This window comes from Citrobacter sp. wls706, from assembly GCF_005281305.1.
Classification (GTDB): domain Bacteria; phylum Pseudomonadota; class Gammaproteobacteria; order Enterobacterales; family Enterobacteriaceae; genus Citrobacter; species Citrobacter werkmanii.
This window is the reverse complement of record NZ_SZXG01000040.1, coordinates 412,009-433,792: the sequence shown is the minus strand read 5'-3', so window position 1 is coordinate 433,792 and position 21,784 is coordinate 412,009. Positions and strand designations below refer to the sequence as shown.

Below are 21,784 nucleotides of genomic sequence, written 5' to 3'. Positions count from 1 at the left end.
AACTTATAAAAATGTAGGTAAATCAGTCATATACCTCTTAAGGAGTATATGAGAGCGAATTTGATTTGTATCAATAAGCGGGGTTGCTGAATCGTTAAGGTAGGCGGTAATAGAAAAGAAATCGAGGCAAAAATGAGCAAAGTCAGACTCGCTATTATCGGTAATGGTATGGTCGGCCATCGCTTTATTGAGGATCTTCTTGATAAATCCGACGCTGCCAATTTTGATATTACCGTCTTCTGTGAAGAACCCCGCAAAGCGTACGACCGCGTACACCTGTCTTCCTACTTCTCCCACCACACCGCCGAAGAGCTTTCTCTGGTGCGCGAAGGATTCTACGAGAAGCACGGCGTTAAGGTATTAGTGGGCGAGCGCGCAATTACCATCAACCGCCAGGAGAAGGTGATCCACTCCAGCGCGGGGCGTACGGTTTATTACGATAAGCTGATCATGGCGACTGGCTCTTATCCGTGGATCCCGCCGATTAAAGGTTCGGAAACACAGGACTGCTTCGTTTACCGCACCATTGAAGATCTCAACGCCATTGAGTCTTGTGCGCGCCGTAGCAAACGCGGTGCTGTCGTAGGCGGTGGTCTGCTGGGCCTGGAAGCCGCCGGTGCGCTGAAAAACCTCGGCGTTGAAACCCACGTGATTGAATTCGCTCCGATGCTGATGGCTGAACAGCTGGATCATATGGGTGGCGAACAGTTACGTCGCAAAATTGAAAGCATAGGCGTGCGTGTGCACACCAGCAAAAATACGAAAGAGATTGTCCAGGAAGGCGTCGAAGCGCGCAAAACCATGCGTTTTGCCGATGGTAGCGAACTGGAGGTCGATTTTATCGTTTTCTCTACCGGTATTCGTCCACGCGACAAACTGGCTACCCAGTGCGGTCTGGACGTCGCTCCGCGCGGTGGGATCGTGATTAACGACACCTGCCAGACTTCTGACCCGGACATCTATGCCATCGGCGAATGCGCCAGCTGGAACAACCGTGTGTATGGTCTGGTGGCACCCGGCTACAAAATGGCGCAGGTTGCCGTTGACCATATCCTCGAAACCGAAAACGCCTTCGAAGGCGCAGATTTAAGCGCCAAGCTGAAGCTGCTCGGCGTTGACGTTGGCGGGATTGGCGACGCACATGGCCGCACACCGGGCGCGCGCAGCTACGTTTACCTCGACGAGAGCAAAGAAGTCTACAAACGCCTCATTGTCAGCAAAGATAACAAAACGCTGCTCGGCGCGGTTCTGGTAGGCGACACCAGCGATTACGGCAATCTGCTGCAACTGGTGCTGAACGCTATCGAACTGCCGGAAAACCCGGACTCATTGATCCTGCCTGCGCACGCGGGCAGCGGCAAACCGTCTATAGGCGTCGATAAACTGCCGGACAGCGCGCAGATTTGTTCCTGCTTCGACGTCACCAAAGGCATGCTGGTTGCTGCTATCAATAAAGGTTGCCACACCGTTGCAGCGCTGAAAGCTGAAACCAAAGCCGGTACCGGTTGCGGTGGGTGTATCCCACTGGTAACGCAGGTCCTGAACGCTGAACTGGCGAAACAGGGTATTGAAGTTAACAACAACCTGTGTGAACACTTCCCATACTCGCGTCAGGAACTGTTCCATCTCATTCGCGTAGAAGGCATTAAAACCTTCGAAGAGTTGCTGGCAAAACATGGGAAAGGCTACGGCTGTGAAGTGTGTAAACCGACCGTCGGTTCCCTGCTGGCCTCGTGCTGGAATGAGTACATTCTCAAACCTCAGCACACGCCGCTACAAGACACCAACGACAACTTCCTGGCGAATATCCAGAAAGACGGCACCTACTCTGTAATCCCGCGCTCCGCTGGCGGTGAAATCACCCCTGAAGGTCTGGTGGCCGTGGGGCGTATCGCGCGTGAATTTAACCTGTATACCAAAATCACCGGCTCTCAGCGTATTGGCCTGTTCGGCGCACAGAAAGATGACCTGCCGGAAATCTGGCGCCAGTTGATTGAAGCCGGTTTCGAAACCGGTCATGCCTATGCTAAAGCGTTGCGTATGGCGAAAACCTGCGTGGGCAGCACCTGGTGCCGCTACGGCGTGGGCGATAGCGTCGGTTTCGGCGTCGAGCTGGAAAACCGCTACAAAGGCATCCGTACGCCGCACAAGATGAAGTTCGGTGTCTCCGGCTGTACCCGTGAATGCGCGGAAGCCCAGGGCAAAGATGTGGGTGTCATCGCCACGGAAAAAGGCTGGAACCTGTACGTTTGCGGTAACGGCGGGATGAAACCTCGTCATGCGGATCTGCTGGCGGCGGATATCGATCGCGAAACGCTGCTGAAGTATCTCGACCGCTTCATGATGTTCTACATCCGCACTGCCGACAAACTGACCCGTACCGCACCATGGTTAGACAACCTGGAAGGCGGCATTGAGTATCTGAAATCGGTCATCATCGACGACAAGCTGGGCCTGAACGAACATCTGGAAGAAGAGATGGCCCGTCTGCGTGAAGCGGTGGTATGCGAGTGGACAGAAACCGTTAACACCCCATCCGCGCAGGTTCGCTTCAAGCACTTCATCAACAGCGACAAACGCGACCCGAACGTCCAGGTTGTGCCTGAACGTGAACAACATCGTCCGGCAACGCCTTATGAGCGTATCCCGGTGACTCTGGTGGAGGAAAACGCATGAGCCAGTGGCAAAACATCTGCAAAATCGATGACATTCTGCCTGCAACAGGCGTCTGTGCCCTGTTAGGTACTGAACAAGTCGCGATTTTCCGCCCGTATCACAGCGACCAGGTGTTTGCGATCAGCAACATCGATCCGTTCTTTGAGTCCAGCGTGCTTTCTCGTGGTTTGATCGCTGAACATCAGGGCGAACTGTGGGTCGCCAGCCCGCTGAAGAAACAACGCTTTCGTTTAAGCGATGGACTGTGCATGGAAGACGAACAGTTCTCGGTAAAACATTACGAAGCGCGAGTAAAAGACGGCACGGTGCAGTTGCGCGGTTAATAAATTTTTGGGAGGCGCAACGCCTCCCCTTTTTTGTATTTTTTTCATTTTAATTGTTATCACAAAATCATTTGTACGGCATCGCGGCGGCAACCGAGAAAATCCCCAGGAGCATAGTTCACTATGTGACTGGGGTGAGCGAGGGCAGCCAACAAAGAGGCAGTGCAAAGGATGAAGTGAGAAAAGGATAATCAAATGTTTACTGACACTATTAATAAGTGTGCGGCTAACGCTGCGCGCATCGCACGCCTGTCGACTAATAACCCGCTCGGATTCTGGGTCAGTTCAGCAATGGCAGGGGCTTATGTCGGTCTTGGCATCATTCTTATTTTCACCCTCGGCAATCTGCTCGACCCATCCGTACGTCCTCTGGTGATGGGTGCAACCTTTGGTATCGCCTTAACGCTGGTCATCATCGCGGGTTCTGAACTGTTTACCGGTCACACCATGTTCCTGACGCTCGGCGTTAAAGCGGGCACCATCAGCCACGGTCAAATGTGGGCCATTTTGCCGCAAACCTGGCTGGGTAATCTGGTCGGATCCGTGTTTGTCGCCCTGCTTTATAGCTGGGGCGGCGGCAGCCTGTTGCCGGTCGATACCAGCATCGTGCATTCGGTTGCACTGGCGAAAACCACAGCGCCTGCAACGGTGTTGTTCTTCAAAGGCGCGCTGTGTAACTGGTTGGTTTGTCTGGCAATCTGGATGGCAATTCGTACCGAAGGCGCAGCGAAATTCCTCGCTATCTGGTGGTGTCTGCTGGCATTTATTGCTTCCGGCTACGAGCACTCAGTTGCCAACATGACGCTGTTTGCCCTCTCCTGGTTCGGTCATCATAGCGAAGCCTATACCCTGGCCGGAATTGGTCATAACCTGTTATGGGTGACACTCGGTAATACTTTGTCCGGTGTCGTATTCATGGGATTGGGTTATTGGTATGCTACGCCAAAATCGGAGCGTCCGGCTCCGGCAAAAATCAATCAGCCAGAGGCTGCTGCCAATAATTAAGGGGTAATGTCGTGGACCATTTGCCTATATTTTGTCAACTACGTGACCGCGACTGCTTGATCGTCGGCGGTGGTGATGTCGCAGAACGCAAAGCGCGGTTGCTGCTGGAAGCGGGCGCCCGTATAACGGTTAATGCGCTGGCGTTTATTCCGCAGTTCACCGTATGGGCAAATGAAGGCATGCTGACACTGGTTGAGGGGCCGTTCGATGAGTCCCTGCTCGATCCTTGCTGGCTGGTTATCGCCGCCACCGATGACGATGCCGTTAACCAAAGCGTCAGCACCGCCGCAGAATCACGGCGTATCTTCTGCAACGTGGTCGATGCGCCAAAAGCAGCCAGTTTTATCATGCCCTCCATTATCGACCGCTCGCCGCTGATGGTGGCGGTCTCCTCTGGCGGCACTTCACCGGTGCTGGCCCGTCTGCTGCGTGAAAGACTCGAATCCATGCTGCCTCAGCATCTGGGCCAGGTCGCGCAATATGCCGGCAAGTTGCGCTCTCGGGTTAAAAAACAGTTTGCCAGTATGGGTGAACGTCGCCGCTTCTGGGAAAAATTGTTCATTAATGACCGCCTGGCGCAGTCGCTGGCAAACAGTGACACAAAAGCCGTCGAAGAAACCACCGAGCAGTTGCTTAGCGAACCACTGGATCACCGTGGAGAAGTGGTGCTGGTTGGTGCCGGTCCTGGCGATGCCGGGCTGCTGACGCTGAAAGGGCTGCAGCAGATCCAGCAGGCAGACGTAGTGGTTTATGACCGTCTGGTTTCCGACGATATTATGAACCTCGTGCGCCGCGATGCCGACCGGGTGTTCGTCGGTAAACGTGCGGGTTACCACTGCGTACCGCAGGAAGAGATTAACCAGATCCTGCTGCGTGAAGCGCAACAGGGTAAACGCGTCGTGAGACTGAAAGGTGGCGACCCGTTCATCTTTGGTCGCGGTGGCGAAGAGCTGGAAACGCTTTGCCACGCCGGTATTCCATTCTCTGTCGTACCGGGTATTACCGCAGCCTCCGGTTGTTCCGCCTATTCCGGCATTCCACTGACCCATCGTGATTACGCCCAGAGCGTTCGTCTGGTTACCGGGCACCTGAAAACCGGCGGCGAGCTGGACTGGGAAAATCTGGCGGCAGAGAAACAGACGCTGGTGTTCTACATGGGGCTGAACCAGGCGGCCACGATTCAGGAAAAACTGATCGAATTTGGCATGCAGCCCGATATGCCGGTTGCACTTGTAGAAAACGGCACCTCCGTGAAACAACGCGTCGTCAACGGTGTGCTGACGCAGCTCGGGGAATTAGCGCAACAGGTTGAAAGCCCAGCGCTAATTATTGTTGGTCGTGTGGTAGGCCTTCGCGATAAGCTGAACTGGTTCTCTAACCATTAATTAAAAAAAGCCCTGTTCCCCAGGGCTTTTTTTTACAACTACTCGTAACTTCGAATTAACTTTACTTAAAATTGAATTAAGCAACCCAAATTAAATTCATGAAGTGAATTTGATTATTAATAATATTGCGTAAAAACTCTTTCATTAGCCAAATTCGCCCCACATCCATTCATACCGCAAATAGTATCGTTAAGTATTCAATTTGACCTACCCAGGTTATCGGGTGATAAAATAAACACTAAAGGATAATTTTACTCTGGCCATTTCATCATTGCCTGTATCGCTATCTGCATATATTTAGTACGCAAGGAAAATATTAATCAAGGATGAACCCTATGCAAAAGAAAAAACTTATTTCTATCGCTATAGCTCTCGCGATGCAAAGTTATTACATTCCGGCCATCGCCGCAGAGAATAACGATGATGAAAAAGAATGTCCCAGTAATATCTCCTCCCTGCCTAAAGAAAAGCGCGAAAAACTCTCACCGGCCTGCCTTGCTACATTATCTGAAAAAGATAATCACTGGGGCTGGGTTGCTGGCGGCGTTGCTGCGCTGGCCGCGGGCGTGGCTATTGGCGTTGAAAATAACAGTGGCGGAGATTCCACTCATTCTTATATGCCCCCTACGCCCGACAATGGCGGCGACGTAACCCCGCCCGACGATGGCGGCGATGACGATGTGACCCCGCCCGATGATGGCGGCGATGACAATGTAACCCCGCCTGACGATGGCGGCGATGACACCCGACAATGGCGGCGACGTAACCCCGCCCGACGATGGCGGCGATGACGATGTGACCCCGCCCGATGACGACGACACGCCCCCAGATAACTCTGTTACTACCTTCAGCAACGGCGTCACCATCGATAAAGGCAAAGACACCCTGGCCTTCGATAGCTTCAAACTGGATAGCGGCAGCGTTCTCGAGGGTGCCGTGTGGAATTATTCAGAACAGAACAACCAGTGGCAGCTCACCACCCTGGACGGCAAAACGCTGAACGTCTCCGGCTGGGACGTGACCGACGCCAATGCCGCCGTGATTGAAGGCACCCAGGAAAACGGTCTCTACTGGAAGTACGACAGCCGTGGCTATCTGATTATTGCCGACGATAAAACCGCGGTTATCAGCGGCGACGACGAATCGCATTCCACCGATCGCGGCATGGATATCAGCGGCCAGGGCAGTACCGGCGCGATTATTTCCGGCGATAGAACCGTCAACACGCTCACCGGGGACTCCAGCGTGACCGACGGTGCCACCGGTATGGTTATCTCCGGAGACGGCACCACCAACACCATTTCGGGCCACTCAACGGTGGACAACGCCACCGGCGCGCTGATTTCCGGCAACGGCACCAGCACCGATTTCTCCGGCGACATTACCGTAAGCGGCGGCGGCACCGCCATCATCATCGACGGCGACAACGCCACGATTAAGAATACCGGTACCTCCAACATCAACGGCGCAGGCTCCACCGGCACCGTCATTGACGGCAATAACGCCCGCGTCAACAACGACGGTGATATGACCATCACCGACGGCGGCACCGGCGGCCACATTACCGGCGACAACGTGGTTATCGATAACGCCGGGAGCACCACCGTCAGCGGCGCGGACTCCACGGCGCTGTATATCGACGGCGACAACGCGCTTATTATCAACGAAGGTAATCAGACTATCTCCGGCGGCGCCATCGGTACGCAAATTGATGGCGACGGCGCCCGTATCGCCAATACCGGCGATATCGCGGTGGATGGCGCAGGCTCTGCCGCCGTAGTTATCAATGGCGATAACGGCAGCCTGACCCAGGCGGGCGATCTGCTGGTGACCGATGGCGCGATGGGTATTATCACCTACGGCAGCGGCAACGAAGCCAAAAATACCGGTAACGCCACCGTGCGTGACGCAGACTCAGTGGGTTTTGTGGTCGCAGGCGAAAAAAACACTTTCAAAAACAAAGGGGATATTGACGTCAGACTTAACGGCACCGGCGCGCTGGTGAGCGGCGATACGTCGCAGGTGACGCTGGATGGCGATATTAACGTAACCTCAGTGCAGGACAGCGAAGGCATATTCCGCACCGCAACCGGGGTGAGCGTGAGCGGCGACAGCAATACCGTTGATATCACCGGCAATGTGAATATCAACGCCGACTACGGGCAGGACGCTCTGGCTCAATCCGACACGCCGATAATCGGCGTCACCGTCAGCGGCGACGGCAACGACGTGGCGCTTAATGGCGCACTGAATATCGACGATAAAGATCTGTCCGCCGTCAGCGGCCAATACCTGGACGTTATTGGCCTGAACGTCACCGGTGATGATAACAACGTTGAGATCGGCGGCGGTATTAACATCACCCACGGCGAACAACCGGATGATGGATACTCCGCAGAGGTTGTGGGCATTAACGTCAGCGGTAACAGTAACGTCACGCTAAGCGGCCATTCGACCATCGATACAAACACGATCATGGGGGGTCATGTCATTCTGGCGCAGGTCAGTAACGGCGGTTCCCTGATACTGAACGACGACTCGGTTATTGAGGTTACTTCCAGCTATATACCCACGGGTTATTACACCGATTACGCCTTATTAATGGGTAACGGAAGTGGAGCCTCTGTTGAAAACAAAGGCGATATCACAAGCTACGGCGTGTATTACATTATGCGCGCTGATAACGGCGCAGAAATCAGCAATAGCGGCAATATTCTGTCTTACACCACCGGCGATGGCAGTAATATTGAGGATCGTTCCGCCATTGTTCGCGCCGACGGTAAAGGCTCTGTTGTACGTAACAAAGCGGATGGCGACATTACCGTCATTTCTGACCAGACTCCACGGTCCAGTGGCGGTTATGGCGTATACCCAATGAAATGGTATAACCATACTTTTTACGCCATGCTGGCGTCCAATTATGGCGATGTCGTTAACGATGAGGGCGCCACGATCCATTTGCAGGGGGCGGGCGTGTATGGCGTCGCTGCCAGCAGAGGAACCGCATCAAACGCGGGCGATATCTACCTGGACGGCTTTGTTCCGACGCTGGATGATGAAAATAACATCACCGACACAAATTACTGGAAACCATCGCAGCTTTATCTCACCAGTTCGGGGATGGTCGCTGGCTCCACCGATGGTGACGGCGACGCCACCGCCATCAACACCGGCAACATTACTGTCAACAACGCCGGGTTCGGTATGATGGCGCTCAACGGTGGCACCGCGATTAACCAGGGTATGATCACCCTGACCGCCGATGAGGGCGTTGAAGGCCAGGCAAACGAGTTGGTCGGCATGGCGGCGCTCAACGGCGGCGTCGTCATCAATGACACTACCGGTGTGATTAACATCGACGCCGATTACGGCCAGGCGTTTCTGAGCGACAGTTCCAGCTACATCATCAATAACGGCTCCATCAACCTTAACGGCAGCCCGATGGATGACGCTGATTCCCATATGGGCGACGCACCAACGGATAAAATCTGGATTCAGTCCCTGCCTGGCAGCGGCGACAGCGACACCCAGACTTCTGACGCGGGTTTCTTCACCAATGGTACGCTGGCAAACTACGGTACTGAAACCCTGAACGGTGATGTGGACGTTAGCGGGGGCTGGTTGTACAACGAGGCTGGCGCTTCACTTACCGTCAACGGCACCCTGACGATTAACGGCGGGGCTAACGCGCTGGCCAACTACGGGACGCTGGACGCGGATGCTATTTCCACCTGGCACAGCCTCTTCAATGAAGAGGGCGGCAGCATCACCACTGATCTGTTAACCCTTAACGGCGACGTTACTTTCTACAATGACGGTGATTTTACCGGCTCCATCGTGGGCGGCAGCTACCAGCAAGAAATCGTCAACACCGGCGATATGACGGTGGCGGAAGATGGCAAATCGCTGGTCAGTGGTAGCTTCTACTTCTATAACCAGCAGGGCGCAACGCTTGCCAACAGCGGAAGCGCGGTGGAAGGCGGCGAGAACACCATTATCAACCTGACACGCGCCAATGATTCGCTGACCCAGGTGAACAGCGGCACCATCACCGCCACTAACGGTTACAGCGCCATCACCACGGTCAACGGCAGCAATGACCCCAAATGGATCTGGAACACCGAAACCGGCGTGATCAACGGTATTAACCCGGATGCGCCGCTGATTAACCTGGGCCGCGGCTATAACTTTGGCAACCAGGGCACTATCAACGTGCAGGGCGATAACGCCGTGGCGATTAGCGGCGGCACCAGCAGCTATGTAATCAACCTGGTCAACAGCGGCACCATCAACGTCGGTACTGAGCAGGGCAAGGAGGACGGCACCAACGGCACCGGGCTTATCGGTATCAAAGGCAACGGTAAAGCCACCACTATTAACAACGCCGCAGACGGCGTGATCAACGTTTACGCCGATGACTCGTATGCGTTTGGCGGCCAGACCAAAGCCATCATTAACAACGGTGAAATCAACCTGCTGTGCGACAGCGGCTGCGACATCTACGCACCGGGCACCACCGGTACGCTGGATGACCACAACGGTACGGCAGACATCGTTATCCCAGATGCGGCTACCGCCCCAACCGAGGGCAGCATCCCCACGCCGCCAGCGGATCCAAACGCGCCGCAGCAGATCTCCAACTATATTGTCGGCACCAACGCCGATGGCAGTTCCGGTACGCTGAAAGCCAATAATCTGGTGATTGGTGACAACGTGAAGGTGGATACCGGTTTTACCAGCGGCACGGCGGAGACCACCGTGGTGGTGGATAACGCCTTCACCGGCAGCAATATCCAGGGTGCGGACAACATCACATCCACCAGCGTAGTGTGGAACGCCCAGGGTAGCCAGGACAGCGACGGCAACGTTGATGTCACCATGACCAAAAACGCCTATGCCGACGTGGCCACCGACGCCAGCGTTTCTGGCGTGGCGAGTGCGCTGGACGCTGGTTACACCAACAACGAGCTGTACACCAGCCTTAACGTAAGCACCACTGCTGAGCTGAACAGCGCGCTGAAACAGGTAAGCGGCAGTCAGGCCACCACGGTATTCCGTGAAGCGCGTGTACTCAGCAACCGCTTTACCATGCTGGCCGACGCTGCACCGCAGATCAAAGATGGTTTAGCGTTCAACGTCGTAGCGAAAGGCGACCCACGCGCTGAGCTGGGCAACGATACCCAGTACGACATGCTGGCATTACGCCAGACGTTGGATCTCACCGCCAGCCAGAATCTGACGCTGGAGTACGGTATTGCGCGTCTGGATGGCGACGGTTCGAAAACCGCGGGCGATAACGGCCTGACCGGCGGCTACAGTCAGTTCTTTGGTCTGAAGCACAGCATGGCGTTTGATGAAGGTCTGGCGTGGAACAACAGCCTGCGTTATGACGTGCACAACCTCGACAGCAGCCGTTCTGTCTCATATGGCGACACCAACAAGGTGGCGGATTCCGACGCACGTCAGCAGTATCTTGAGCTTCGCAGCGAAGGAGCGAAAACTTTCACCATGATGGGCGATGCGCTGAAAGTGACGCCGTATGCCGGAGTGAAATTCCGTCACACCATGGAAGATGGCTACAAAGAGCGCAACGCTGGCGATTTTAACCTGTCGATGAACTCTGGCAGCGAAACAGCGGTGGATTCCATTGTGGGTATGAAGCTGGATTACGCCGGGAAAGACGGCTGGAGCGCCACCGCTACCCTGGAAGGCGGCCCGAACCTGAGCTACAGCAAGAGCCAGCGTACAGCGTCATTACAGGGTGCGGCGGGTCAATCGTTCGGCGTGGATAACGGTCAAAAAGGCGGCGGCGTTAATGGTCTGGCAACCATCGGCGTGAAATACAGCACCAAAGACGCCAGCCTGAATCTGGATGCTTACCAGTGGAAAGAGGACAACATCAGCGATAAAGGTTTTATGTTGAATTTCAGAAAAACATTCCGCTAATAAATTAAACCAGTAGCCTGGTATTACTTATTAATACCAGGCTGTTTTAATTTAAAAACAATTCACTAACTGTATGTTTTATATAAAAATTACCAAGTCCTTTTCTGGACTACTTAAGTTTTATTTTAGTTGATATCCTAACCGCCGAGAAATGGATTTCATCCATTTTAAAATAGATATCTAACAAGGATTTTTAACATGTTTAAATTTGCAAAAATCACCATTGTCGCTGGGGTTCTGGCTACACTGACTGCATGTACTGGTCATATCGAAAACAAAAAAAACAACTGCAGCTACGATTATTTCCTGCATCCGGCAATTTCAATTTCTAAAATTATTGGTGGCTGTGGCCCGGCTGCAGATCAGTAATAGACGTTATTGCGCAGATACAAAAAAACCGGGTATTTCCCGGTTTTTTGCATTTTCAGATTCTATGCCCATTCATATGCTATCGCATTCACGCTCTCACGCAAAATACGTAGTACGGTCTCTTCTCCACTCCGGTTTGGATTAATACGAATCGCATAATCGCCCAGCGACGGATTTGCTTCGCGAAACGTCCCGGAAAGACGATAAAACAGAGGAGGGATCTCATATTTCGACTCTGCCCCCACCGGGTACGGTAATGCGCCTTTCTCTTGCGCCGCTTCCAGTACGCGGGCGGCAATTGGCTGATGAAACTCAACAATTAGCACCTTCGACTGGGCATTGGCAATAACCGCCTTTTTCACCTCAGGTATCACGCCGCTATTGAGTAGCGTCAGCAATCGTTCAGAAACGCCAGCCTGTACCGCATGCATCACCGGAGCGAAAACCAAACCACGAAGCACCTCCAGGGCCTGCGCCCCCCTGAATCTGGCTGCCGCCGGAATAGAGAGTCGCACGGATTCTGGCGATAACCTCCGCCTTGCCGATAACCGCCCCAACTCCCTCCGGGCCAAAGAGCTTGAAGCAGGAAAATGTAGACAGCGTCGCCCCATGTTCACAGCCGATACCGTCTACCTTCATGACGGCGTAGTTATCATCGGTTAACGTCGGTACGCCGCAGCGCGCAATCTCCGCCAGTACCTCGGTTAAAATGTAACGATCCTGCGGCTGCTGACGCGTATGTTGCACCAGCGCGGCATCCGGGCGATGCTGCGTAATAACCCGTGTGATTTCCGGGAGGCAGTTGAAATCTGCCCTGACCAGAGTAATGCCCATCTGCTCGATGAGTACCTGTGTTGTGGGGTAAACGGGCGCATTATGAACCAGCAGTCGCTGGCCGGGTTTGAGCAGCGCCGCCAGTCCGGCGCGTATCGCACCGGTACCAGCCCCCTGAACCAACACACCGGCCTCAGCATGAAATGCCTCGGCCAGCACTTTTTCCACACGCTGCGTCACCCGAGGCTGATTCAGCCCCGGCACCAGTCCCAAGTCACCTCCGGCCAGAAAATCAGCGCCGGGAAAGTGACGGCAGAGCGTATCCACCAGCGCAAACTGCTTCTGCTGCGCTTCTGCGAGCGTCAGGCTTTGCAGAGGGAATGTTTTCATTTTTTACGCCTCCTCAAGCCGGAACAAACAGTCCAAACCAGTAGAGAATATTCAGCACAATACCGGTGATCATCACCGCCACGACCGGGGCCGCCATCTTCTGAACCGGACGCCCTATCGATTCGTTGAGGAAGTAAATCGCCACCGCAATTGAGAAGCCGGTGTAGCCAGCCATCTTGATAGCGGCAAAAATCGAGCCGACCAACAGCGCCATTTCCATCAGCATATTCATGGCATTACGAATATTGTCCGACGCGTTACGCACTGACGGATACCGTCCCAGCCATTTGCCAATCGAACGCAGCAGCAGCACTTCCGCTGAAATCACGATAGCGCCAAGGATTGCCGCAATCCACGGGTTCGGCGCCAGGTAGCCAACGGAATAGACGAACGTGAAGCCAGCTACCGCATAAACACCCGTCGCCAGCGCGGTTGTCGCAATCATTGGCACAAAACCCAGCCCGCGCATAAATTCCGCCAATGCCGCCTGGTTAACCAGTGTCTGCGATTGCTCCGGCGTAATTCCCGCCGAGTAAGCTTTTTCCAGCGTAAAAATCGAAACTTCACTGCCGGCGAAAATCTTCATACTGGCGACGGCGGCAATCAACGCGCCGACAATGGCGATGTACGGCAGGTTTTTAATAATCCGCGAAGTTCTCTCTTCAAAGACCGATAACCCGCTGGCATCTATCTCGTCATCACCACGATGGCGAATATCATGCGTAATGGCGATGGCCAACAGCATCATCATCCCGACGAAGATCTCAATGGATTCCGGGTTCAGATGCGGGAAGTAACGCACGACCACCACACGGGTCATCAGTACCACTACCGCGGCGACAATGCTGTGCTTCCAGCCAAACTGGTAAAAAATCGCCACCAGCGGGAAGAGTGCGAATGCAGAAACCACCGGAGAACTCAGCTCGCCGAGGCTACCCAGCACATCAACCGGCAACGCCGTGAGCAGATGGTTTACCGGCAGGAGGCAGGTCAGAATCAATACGCCCCAGATAGCGCCCAGACCGAACGCCAGCAGGCTGTTCATCGCCAGCACACCGAGAATGTCCGTTGGCAGGAACAGCAGCCAGGCGTTAAGCAAACCTGTTTTTAGGGTAAAAGAGATCCCCACCGACGCCACAAAACCGATACTCAGACCAAACGCGATACTTCCCGCCTCGCGGCGGTTCATGTATCCCTCGATCAGCTGCGGCAGAATCGGACGGATACCGTCATGAAAGACAGCCGCCGAGCGATGCGCCAGAAGTGACGTCATGCCGGTCAGGCAGGCCACCAGCACAATCTGAATGTACAGATCCATAGTCATGCCTTTTATTTCAGATGGTTAACCAGCATCGGTATCGCATGTTCAACATGTTCGACGGAGAGGCCAAAAGCCACTTTCCCTTCCGCAACCATTTTTGCGATATGTTCGTCTTTCGCCTTAATACCCGGCCTGGCGATAGTGCAGCTTTTGTTGTAGCCAATCACCGCAATGGCAATCGACAGTGCTGCGCCCGCGCCGGTGTTACAAGCGCCGATGTAGTAATCCAGTTGCCCGGATTTCACCTTCATCGCCGCTTCCATATCGTTATAAATGGACACCTCAAAGCAGCCAGGGGCGGCGGTTTCGATGGTCTTTTTAATCTGCTCACGTTGTAAGCCAGCAACGCCAATCTTTTTCATGATTCTGTCCTTATTGGAAAAATTGTGAGGGGTTATCACGTAACATCGTGTCCACATCGGCCTGGCTGAATCCTGACTGGCGCAACTGTGGGATAAAAGTGGTTAACAGATAGTCATAGCCATTGCCGCCATTGGCTTTTAAATGCGAGCGGCGGGTAATGTCCATAGAGAGCATCACGCGATTTAGCAGCCCACGATTGCGTAGCGCGTGCAGCATGCCAATGCGTTTCTCGTCCGGGTAATAGTTGTTTTTACCGATGGTATCGAACTGCACATACGCGCCGAGATCGATCATGCGTAAAATATTGTCGAGGTTATCTTTCAAATCGCAGTGACCAACGGTTACGCGAGAAAGGTCAACGCCGTACGTCCTCAGCAGGGTCAGTTGTTCCAGTCCCATGGTGCTAAAAGAGGTATGGGTCGAAATGGGGCGTCCGGTTTCGTTATGCGCGCGTGCTGCGGCGATAAAAACCTTCTCTTCAAGCGGCGTAATCACTCCTTCACTGGAGCCGATTTCCGCGATAATTCCAGCCTGCAACTCGGTGCCATCGATACCGATGATAATCTCATCGATCATCTCTTGCGCGAGCTGTTCCACGCTACGTGTCGCAACATGCTCGGGGAAAAAAGCATCCTGATAATAGCCTGTGCAGGCCATCACGTTGATGCCGGTATCGCGCATCAGGTCGAGCATGAATTGCGGATTACGCCCCATATAGCGGTTGGTCATCTCAATAATGTTGCTGACACCTAACGCCCGGAGATCCTTCATCTCCTGGCAAATGAGGTCGTACTGATCTAACCGGCAATCAAGGTTATTCTTGAACCCGGAGAGATCGATATGCAGATGTTCGTGAACCCAGGTGTAACCCGTCGGATCAAAACTCATAAGATGTCCTCTTTAAGCCGTAATGCCGAAAGAAAAGAGCTACCGTTTTGTGGTAACGACGCGCCGAAAAATTCGCACACCGTAGCGCCAACATCGGATAACGTCGCCCTAATACCTAATTTTGCTGGCTCCAGCCCCTGCCGATACACCAGAACCGGTACAACCTCTCGGGTATGATGACTGTGCCCAATGGTCGGATCGTTGCCGTGATCGGCCATGACCACCAGACAATCATTTGGATCCATAGCGGCCAGAAGGCGCGAAAGATTAAGGTCAACAACCTGCAACCGTTCGGCATAACGCGCCGTGTCTTCAGCGTGTCCGGCAAGATCGGTTTCCTGAATGTTGGTACAGATAAATACCGTCGGCTCCGCGTTAAATTCGTTAAGGGTGATATCCATGATCTGCTGGCTATCAACCAGGTTTTGCCAGCTGCGCCCGTGCGGATTGCCAACGATATCCGCCACCTTACCGACCAGCACGGTAGGGATTCCGGCTTCATGAAGTTTTTGCGGAACCTGCACCTGCTCATCTACGCCGTAACCCATATGCCGGACCTGAAAACCGTTGTCATAAGCGCCGGAGCGTGGGGCGCTTATACCGATAAAGCGTCCTTCTTTGGTCTCAGCGGCATCCAGAATGCGCTGACTGTCTGTAAGCAGCCCACCAAACGCGATCACGCGCCCAACCTGTACCTGCTCACGTACCACGCGGCCAATTTTCAACACCTCATCAAACGGCATAACAGCAAGATTGGCGGTAACGTTATAGACCTGTCCTAAATCCGCTTCGAGGTTATCCCCTACCGCCACCGCGTCGTTAATCCACAGAAACGACAGGTCGCTACCACGCCTTTCCACCTGCCAGCCTGCGGCTTTCAACGCTTGCTCAACACCATCGATGACGTCGTTAAACGGCATCCGCAACGGCGCCTGAGGACGCGTACCCAGGATCTCCTGATGACCCATAAAGGTATCGCCGCCTTCATGCTGCAACTGTGCAACGCCCCAGACTGCCGATGCTGAAGGTTTCATCACCCCCGGCGCAAAGCCCAGGGCGTTAATCAGTCCCAACTTTTCCAGCGTTGGCAGCTGTAGCTGCGGGAACTCGCTCAGGATATGACCACAGGTATTCGCTCCGGCATCCTGCGGCCTGACAAGCGTGACGTCTTTCATTGCGCCAACGCCAAAGCTATCAATAACCAACACCACGAATCGGGCCATTAGTCCTCCAGGATATTGCCAAGACTGTCGTAGCGGGCGACGATTTCAGCCGCGTTACGCTGAATACCGGACACCAGCACGACGTCGCTACGCGTCACGAAGATCTGTGTGCGAAAACAGAAGATCACCGCGCTGCTCACCGGAAACTCACCGGCCACAGGCAGGTAGTAGTCAATGCTGCTGTCATCCACGGGTTTCAGCGTTGCGGCGATCGGCGCGTCGCTTTCTGGCGTAAAGACCAGCGCGTTTTGCGCATGGCCGCGACGGTAATACCCCCCGCCGTAGCAATAACTGTCTCCACGAAAATTGTGCGAAACCTCGCTCAACCACAGCATCGCGATGCGTTCAGGCTGGTCGCCTTTTTGGTTGGAAGGGATAGTGCCGGTCAACGCATGGCCCGGCTCGGCGTGGGTGACACCATATTCCGCCAACAGGGGTAACGACGTGCAACTACTGGCTGACGGCGCATTAAGTTGCTCAATGGCAATTCCGGCTTCCGCCATCTGGTGTCGGGCACTCACCAGGGTATGCAGGTTAGGTGTCGGCACTGTCTGCGCTGATTTTTCATCCCATAGCAGGCAGGGAAAATGGGTTAACCCGCTCAGGCGCAGACCCGGCAGTCTGCGGATTTCATTGACCACATCCGTCAGATACGCCAACGGAAAACCACTTTCCTGCCCCGGATAGAGAAAATCATCCTTGTCATACACCTTCAACATCACGTTCTGTTCACAGCCGGCTTTCACCGCGGCAGCCGAGACTTCGCGCGCTTTTTCTAACGAGAACAGCGTGATAACCTCGGTCCCCTGCGCCACAGCCTCATTGACCAGTCGCGACGGGATCTGCACCAGATGTCCCTGATGCGCAACCGGTAACCCGGCACGGCGCATAACGCGACTCTCTTTGTAATCCACAACCACAATGCCTTCATAGCCAAGCTGCAACAGCTTGTCCGCCAGCCAGGGGTTGCGTCCAACCTGTTTGGTCATCAGATACAGCGAAATGCCATGTTGCCTGGCGACATCCAGCAGGCGTTTGCCATTCTCAATAACCTGGTCAACATCAATGACCCAACTGTCAGGTGCGATTTTTCCCTGCTGCCATAACTCGATAGCGGCCGAGATCAGCGCGGGGTTCTGGCGTTTCAATGCCTCTATAAACATTTCTCTGCCTCGTTTCTAATCCTTCAGTTAAATATTCATTTTTTTGAATATTTAGGATGCGCTAAGCTAATTCTTCATTGATTTCAGACGCCTTCGTTCGCCGCCATCCACAATCCATACAGGTTCGCCAGCATGTAACCTTCCTCATTAGCGTGCGGCGTCACCGTAAACTCTTTCAGCAGCGCCTGATGAACCAGCAAAATAGTTGGCCAGAGAGGCGATTGCGCCATCTCCACCAAAATCTCACCGTCCAGCGCTTCAATCACTTCGCCCTGGCGGCTGCGCATCAACGCGCTCGCCATATGGGTCATCGCCATAATCCCTTGCTCGCTATGAACCGGCAAACGCCACTCTTCATCCAGCCGTCTGATCACCTGCAGCATGCCGCTACAAATATCCTTGTCGATAACGCCCGCTTCACACAGCAGGTTAAGCCTGTTTTCCATGTCGTTCGCCTTTACTTAATAGCTGGGTTCCTGTTCACCGTTCGCCACACGTTGTTGGTGGGCAAGCAGTGCCTCTTTATTCACGACGGCTCGCAGAAGCTGCTGCATCGGATAATCCTCTGCCCGGGTCAGTATTACAGCCTCTGTGGCCCGAAGAAACCGCGCATCGTTGGTGAGCGGCGTGGCTTCTAACCCCAGTACAGCCAGCTCAGCCTCCGCAACCACGTTCCAGATAACCGCATCGACATCGCCTTTCGCAATGCGCTGCAAGCTCTCGTGATAAGGCATATCGATCAATTCAACGTTGCGGTCGCCAAAACAGGCCTCGGTCATGATTTTCTGATCCGCCGAGCGGTTATCGAGTCCGACTCGTTTTACCGCTGCGGATTCACCCTTGCGGCAAATCAGTTGGTGCTCGCCAACGTAGGTATGCGGTCCCAGCGCCAACGTGATGCGCAATCCATCCTGAGCGAGATAACTTTCCGCAGCCAGCCGGGAAACCACCGCCATGTCGTAGACGCCGTTCAACAGGCATTCCACACGAATATCAGCCCCGCGCATATGCGCGTAATAAAACGGGATCCCCTCGAACTGCGCCTTTAGCCCACTCGCCAGCCCTTCATATAAACGGGTATAGGGCAGCGGCATTGCGCAGACGACGTTATTAATATCCACATGCTTGAGCAGCGCACGATTATCCATCTCCACCAGATAGCTACCGTTTCGCCCACGACGCTCGATACGGATCGCCCCCGAGGATTCCAACGTTTTCAACGCAGCCTGGGTTAACCCTACCGATGAGTGACACTCAGCGGCCAGTTCATCTATCGTTTTCAGTCGGTTACCACACTTCTCACCGAGCAGGTAACGGGCCAGGGTTGTCAGCACAACCCCCTCTTTCTTAATAAATGTCCGACGCATTTTATATTTTCAGTAAATTGAATATTTATATCTTCATTAAAATGAAGATATAGCGCAATGGGGAAATATGCAAACGGCGAGACGGTTCACATTTTTTGAGATTTACCAACGAGCAGGCGAAAAAAAACCGGGCGAAACCCGGTTTCTTCAACAACGCAGAGAACATTACGGCCTGGCGACAAAACCAATCGCTTCGTAAACGGCTTTCAGCGTAACAGACGCGCGTGCGCTGGCTTTTTCCGCACCTTCTTTCATCACTTTCTGCAGGAATGCTTCATCGTTACGGAAACGGTGATAACGTTCCTGAAGCTCGGTCAGCATACCGGAAACGGCTTCTGCGACTTCGCCTTTCAGATGACCATACATTTTGCCTTCGAAGTGCTGTTCCAGCTCCGGAATACTCTGGCCAGTGACGGCAGAGAGGATATCCAGCAGGTTAGAAACGCCCGCTTTTTCTTTCACGTCGTAACGCACAACAGGCGGCTCTTCCGAGTCGGTCATCGCGCGTTTGATTTTCTTAACCACAGATTTCGGATCTTCCAGCAGGCCGATCACGTTGTTGCGGTTGTCATCCGACTTGGACATTTTCTTCGTCGGCTCCAGCAGCGACATCACGCGTGCGCCGGATTTAGGAATGAACGGCTCCGGCACTTTGAAGATGTCGCCATACAGCGCGTTGAAGCGCTGAGCGATATCGCGGCTCAGTTCCAGATGCTGTTTCTGATCTTCGCCAACCGGTACCTGGTTGGTCTGATACAGCAGAATGTCTGCCGCCATCAGTACCGGATAATCAAACAGACCGGCGTTGATGTTTTCTGCATAACGCGCAGATTTATCTTTGAACTGAGTCATACGGCTCAGCTCGCCGAAATAGGTGTAGCAGTTCAGCGCCCAGCCTAACTGTGCGTGTTCCGGTACGTGAGACTGAACGAAAATGGTGCTTTTTTCAGGATCGATCCCGCATGCCAGGTACAGCGCCAGCGTATCCAGCGTTGCTTTACGCAGTTGCTGAGCATCCTGACGAACGGTAATGGCATGTTGGTCAACGATGCAGTAGATGCAATGGTAGTCATCCTGCATGTTCACCCACTGACGCAGCGCACCCATATAGTTGCCAATGGTCAATTCACCTGAGGGCTGTGCGCCACTAAAAACGATGGGCTTAGTCATTTTTCGATTCCTGATTTTCGCTATGCGGAAGCCCGAGAGCGGGCAGTAGTTCATTAATGCGGTCGGACATGACATCGGGCTCGCTCAAGGCGATAGACTCACCATAGTTGTAACCATACGTCAGACCAACGGACGGACAACCAGCAGCCTTAGCCGCCTGAATATCATTACGAGAATCCCCTACGAAGAGCATTTGCTCGGGCTTAATGCCAAGCTTGCTTGCCACCAGCAGTAGTGGATCCGGGTGTGGTTTTTTATTCTGCACGTCGTCACCACCGATGACCACGCTGAAGTATTTGGAGATATCTAACGCCTCGAGCAATGGCGCGACAAACGGGGTTGGTTTGTTGGTCACCAGACCCAGCGGCAAACCTTTAGCATGCAACGCGCCCAGCGTATCGGCAACATCAGGGAACAGGAATGTCCCCTCTTCTGCGACATCTCCGTAGTACCTGTCGAACAGCTTACGCAAAATACGTACCTGTTCCTCGGCGGGAATATCATCATCAACGGGGGGCTTACCCATCGTTTTACGTAATGTCGCGCGCTCCTGACGAGACCACGCCAGCGCGCGCTCCATCAGTACATCTGCACCATTACCAATCCAGGTGATAACACGTTCTTCACCAGCAACCGGCAATTCCAGCGCATACAGCGCCATATCCACCGCTGCGGCTAATCCCGGCGCGCTGTCGACCAGCGTACCGTCGAGGTCAAAGGCTACGCCCCGAATATCCTGAAACTTATCCATGGCTTACCTTCGCCAGTTCATTGCGCATTTCATCAATGACTTTTTTGTAGTCTGGTTGGTCGAAAATAGCGGAGCCTGCAACAAACATATCTGCACCCGCCGCCGCGATTTCACCAATATTGTTCACCTTGACGCCACCATCAACTTCCAGGCGGATGTCATAGCCAGATTCATCAATACGACGACGCACTTCACGCAGCTTATCCAGCGTTTGCGGGATGAAAGACTGTCCACCAAAGCCTGGGTTAACGGACATCAGCAGGATCACATCCAGCTTATCCATGACGTAATCCAGGTAGCTCAAAGGTGTTGCCGGGTTAAACACCAGGCCCGCTTTACAGCCATGCTCTTTGATCAGTTGCAAGGTACGATCAACGTGCTCGGAGGCTTCCGGATGAAAAGTAATGATGCTGGCGCCAGCGGCGGCGAAGTCCGGGACAATACGATCGACCGGTTTCACCATCAGGTGAACATCAATCGGGGCGGTGATGCCATATTTACGCAGCGATTTCAGCACCATCGGTCCGATGGTCAGGTTCGGTACGTAGTGATTGTCCATAACGTCGAAGTGTACTACATCGGCACCGGCAGTCAGCGCTCTCGCGGTGTCTTCACCCAGGCGGGCAAAATCAGCCGACAGAATTGAGGGGGCGATCAAATACTGTTTCAT

The 21,784-nt window shown here is 53.8% G+C and carries 15 protein-coding genes and 2 pseudogenes; 6 read left to right on the top strand and 11 right to left on the bottom strand.

From position 1 onward, the window contains the following. The first annotated feature begins 132 nt into the window (after nt 1–132). The 6 genes and pseudogenes from nirB (at nt 133) to FDW92_RS22065 (ending at nt 11,704) form a co-directional block, all read left to right on the top strand. Complete coding sequence (nirB, locus tag FDW92_RS22090) at nt 133–2,676, top strand: NADPH-nitrite reductase large subunit (RefSeq protein WP_042312031.1); 2,544 nt, start codon at nt 133–135, stop codon at nt 2,674–2,676. Further along, nucleotides 2,673–2,999: a nitrite reductase small subunit NirD gene (gene nirD / locus FDW92_RS22085; RefSeq protein ID WP_042312029.1), complete on the top strand. Its 327-nt coding sequence runs from the start codon at nt 2,673–2,675 to the stop codon at nt 2,997–2,999. The genes nirB and nirD overlap by 4 nt, the downstream gene beginning before the upstream one ends. 195 nt (nt 3,000–3,194) lie before the next feature. Then, nucleotides 3,195–4,004 carry a nitrite transporter NirC gene (gene nirC, locus FDW92_RS22080; protein ID WP_042312026.1) on the top strand — a complete coding sequence of 270 codons (810 nt, stop codon included), beginning with the start codon at nt 3,195–3,197 and terminating at the stop codon, nt 4,002–4,004. An 11-nt stretch (nt 4,005–4,015) separates the two neighbouring features. Next, nucleotides 4,016–5,389 carry a siroheme synthase CysG gene (cysG, locus tag FDW92_RS22075; RefSeq protein ID WP_042312024.1) on the top strand — a complete coding sequence of 458 codons (1,374 nt, stop codon included), beginning with the start codon at nt 4,016–4,018 and terminating at the stop codon, nt 5,387–5,389. 326 nt (nt 5,390–5,715) lie between these two features. After that, nucleotides 5,716–11,335 (top strand): annotated as a pseudogene (gene bigA / locus FDW92_RS22070) (autotransporter adhesin BigA). 198 nt (nt 11,336–11,533) lie between these two features. After that, a complete protein-coding gene (locus tag FDW92_RS22065) occupies nt 11,534–11,704 on the top strand; it encodes a YhfL family protein (RefSeq protein ID WP_042311973.1) in 171 nt (56 codons plus the stop codon). 62 nt (nt 11,705–11,766) lie between these two features. Here FDW92_RS22065 and FDW92_RS22060 read toward each other — a convergent pair. The 11 genes and pseudogenes from FDW92_RS22060 to rpe form a co-directional block, all read right to left on the bottom strand. Continuing rightward, nucleotides 11,767–12,868: pseudogene (locus FDW92_RS22060) on the bottom strand (aminotransferase class I/II-fold pyridoxal phosphate-dependent enzyme). 13 nt (nt 12,869–12,881) lie between these two features. Beyond that, nucleotides 12,882–14,186 (bottom strand): YhfT family protein, encoded by a 1,305-nt coding sequence (locus FDW92_RS22055; protein ID WP_042311968.1) that lies wholly within the window; start codon nt 14,184–14,186, stop codon nt 12,882–12,884. 11 nt (nt 14,187–14,197) lie between these two features. Then, nucleotides 14,198–14,551 carry a DUF2620 domain-containing protein gene (locus FDW92_RS22050; RefSeq protein ID WP_042311965.1) on the bottom strand — a complete coding sequence of 118 codons (354 nt, stop codon included), beginning with the start codon at nt 14,549–14,551 and terminating at the stop codon, nt 14,198–14,200. 10 nt (nt 14,552–14,561) lie between these two features. Beyond that, complete coding sequence (locus tag FDW92_RS22045) at nt 14,562–15,440, bottom strand: phosphotriesterase-related protein (RefSeq protein WP_042311962.1); 879 nt, start codon at nt 15,438–15,440, stop codon at nt 14,562–14,564. Next, nucleotides 15,437–16,663 carry a phosphopentomutase gene (locus tag FDW92_RS22040; RefSeq protein ID WP_042311961.1) on the bottom strand — a complete coding sequence of 409 codons (1,227 nt, stop codon included), beginning with the start codon at nt 16,661–16,663 and terminating at the stop codon, nt 15,437–15,439. Before FDW92_RS22040 ends, FDW92_RS22045 begins: the two co-directional genes overlap by 4 nt. Next, nucleotides 16,663–17,826, bottom strand: coding sequence for a YhfX family PLP-dependent enzyme (locus FDW92_RS22035; protein WP_042311958.1), 1,164 nt, complete (start codon nt 17,824–17,826; stop codon nt 16,663–16,665). Before FDW92_RS22035 ends, FDW92_RS22040 begins: the two co-directional genes overlap by 1 nt. A gap of 83 nt (nt 17,827–17,909) precedes the next feature. Next, nucleotides 17,910–18,272, bottom strand: a complete 363-nt coding sequence (locus tag FDW92_RS22030) for a hypothetical protein (RefSeq protein WP_042311955.1) — start codon at nt 18,270–18,272, stop codon at nt 17,910–17,912. 15 nt (nt 18,273–18,287) lie between these two features. Then, nucleotides 18,288–19,193, bottom strand: a complete 906-nt coding sequence (yhfZ, locus tag FDW92_RS22025; protein ID WP_042311951.1) for a GntR family transcriptional regulator YhfZ — start codon at nt 19,191–19,193, stop codon at nt 18,288–18,290. A 165-nt stretch (nt 19,194–19,358) separates the two neighbouring features. Beyond that, entirely contained in the window at nt 19,359–20,363 is a 1,005-nt protein-coding gene (gene trpS, locus FDW92_RS22020; RefSeq protein WP_042311949.1) for a tryptophan--tRNA ligase, read from the bottom strand. After that, nucleotides 20,356–21,114, bottom strand: coding sequence for a phosphoglycolate phosphatase (gph, locus tag FDW92_RS22015; protein WP_042311946.1), 759 nt, complete (start codon nt 21,112–21,114; stop codon nt 20,356–20,358). The genes trpS and gph overlap by 8 nt, the downstream gene beginning before the upstream one ends. Continuing rightward, a complete protein-coding gene (rpe, locus tag FDW92_RS22010) occupies nt 21,107–21,784 on the bottom strand; it encodes a ribulose-phosphate 3-epimerase (RefSeq protein WP_003023561.1) in 678 nt (225 codons plus the stop codon). Before rpe ends, gph begins: the two co-directional genes overlap by 8 nt.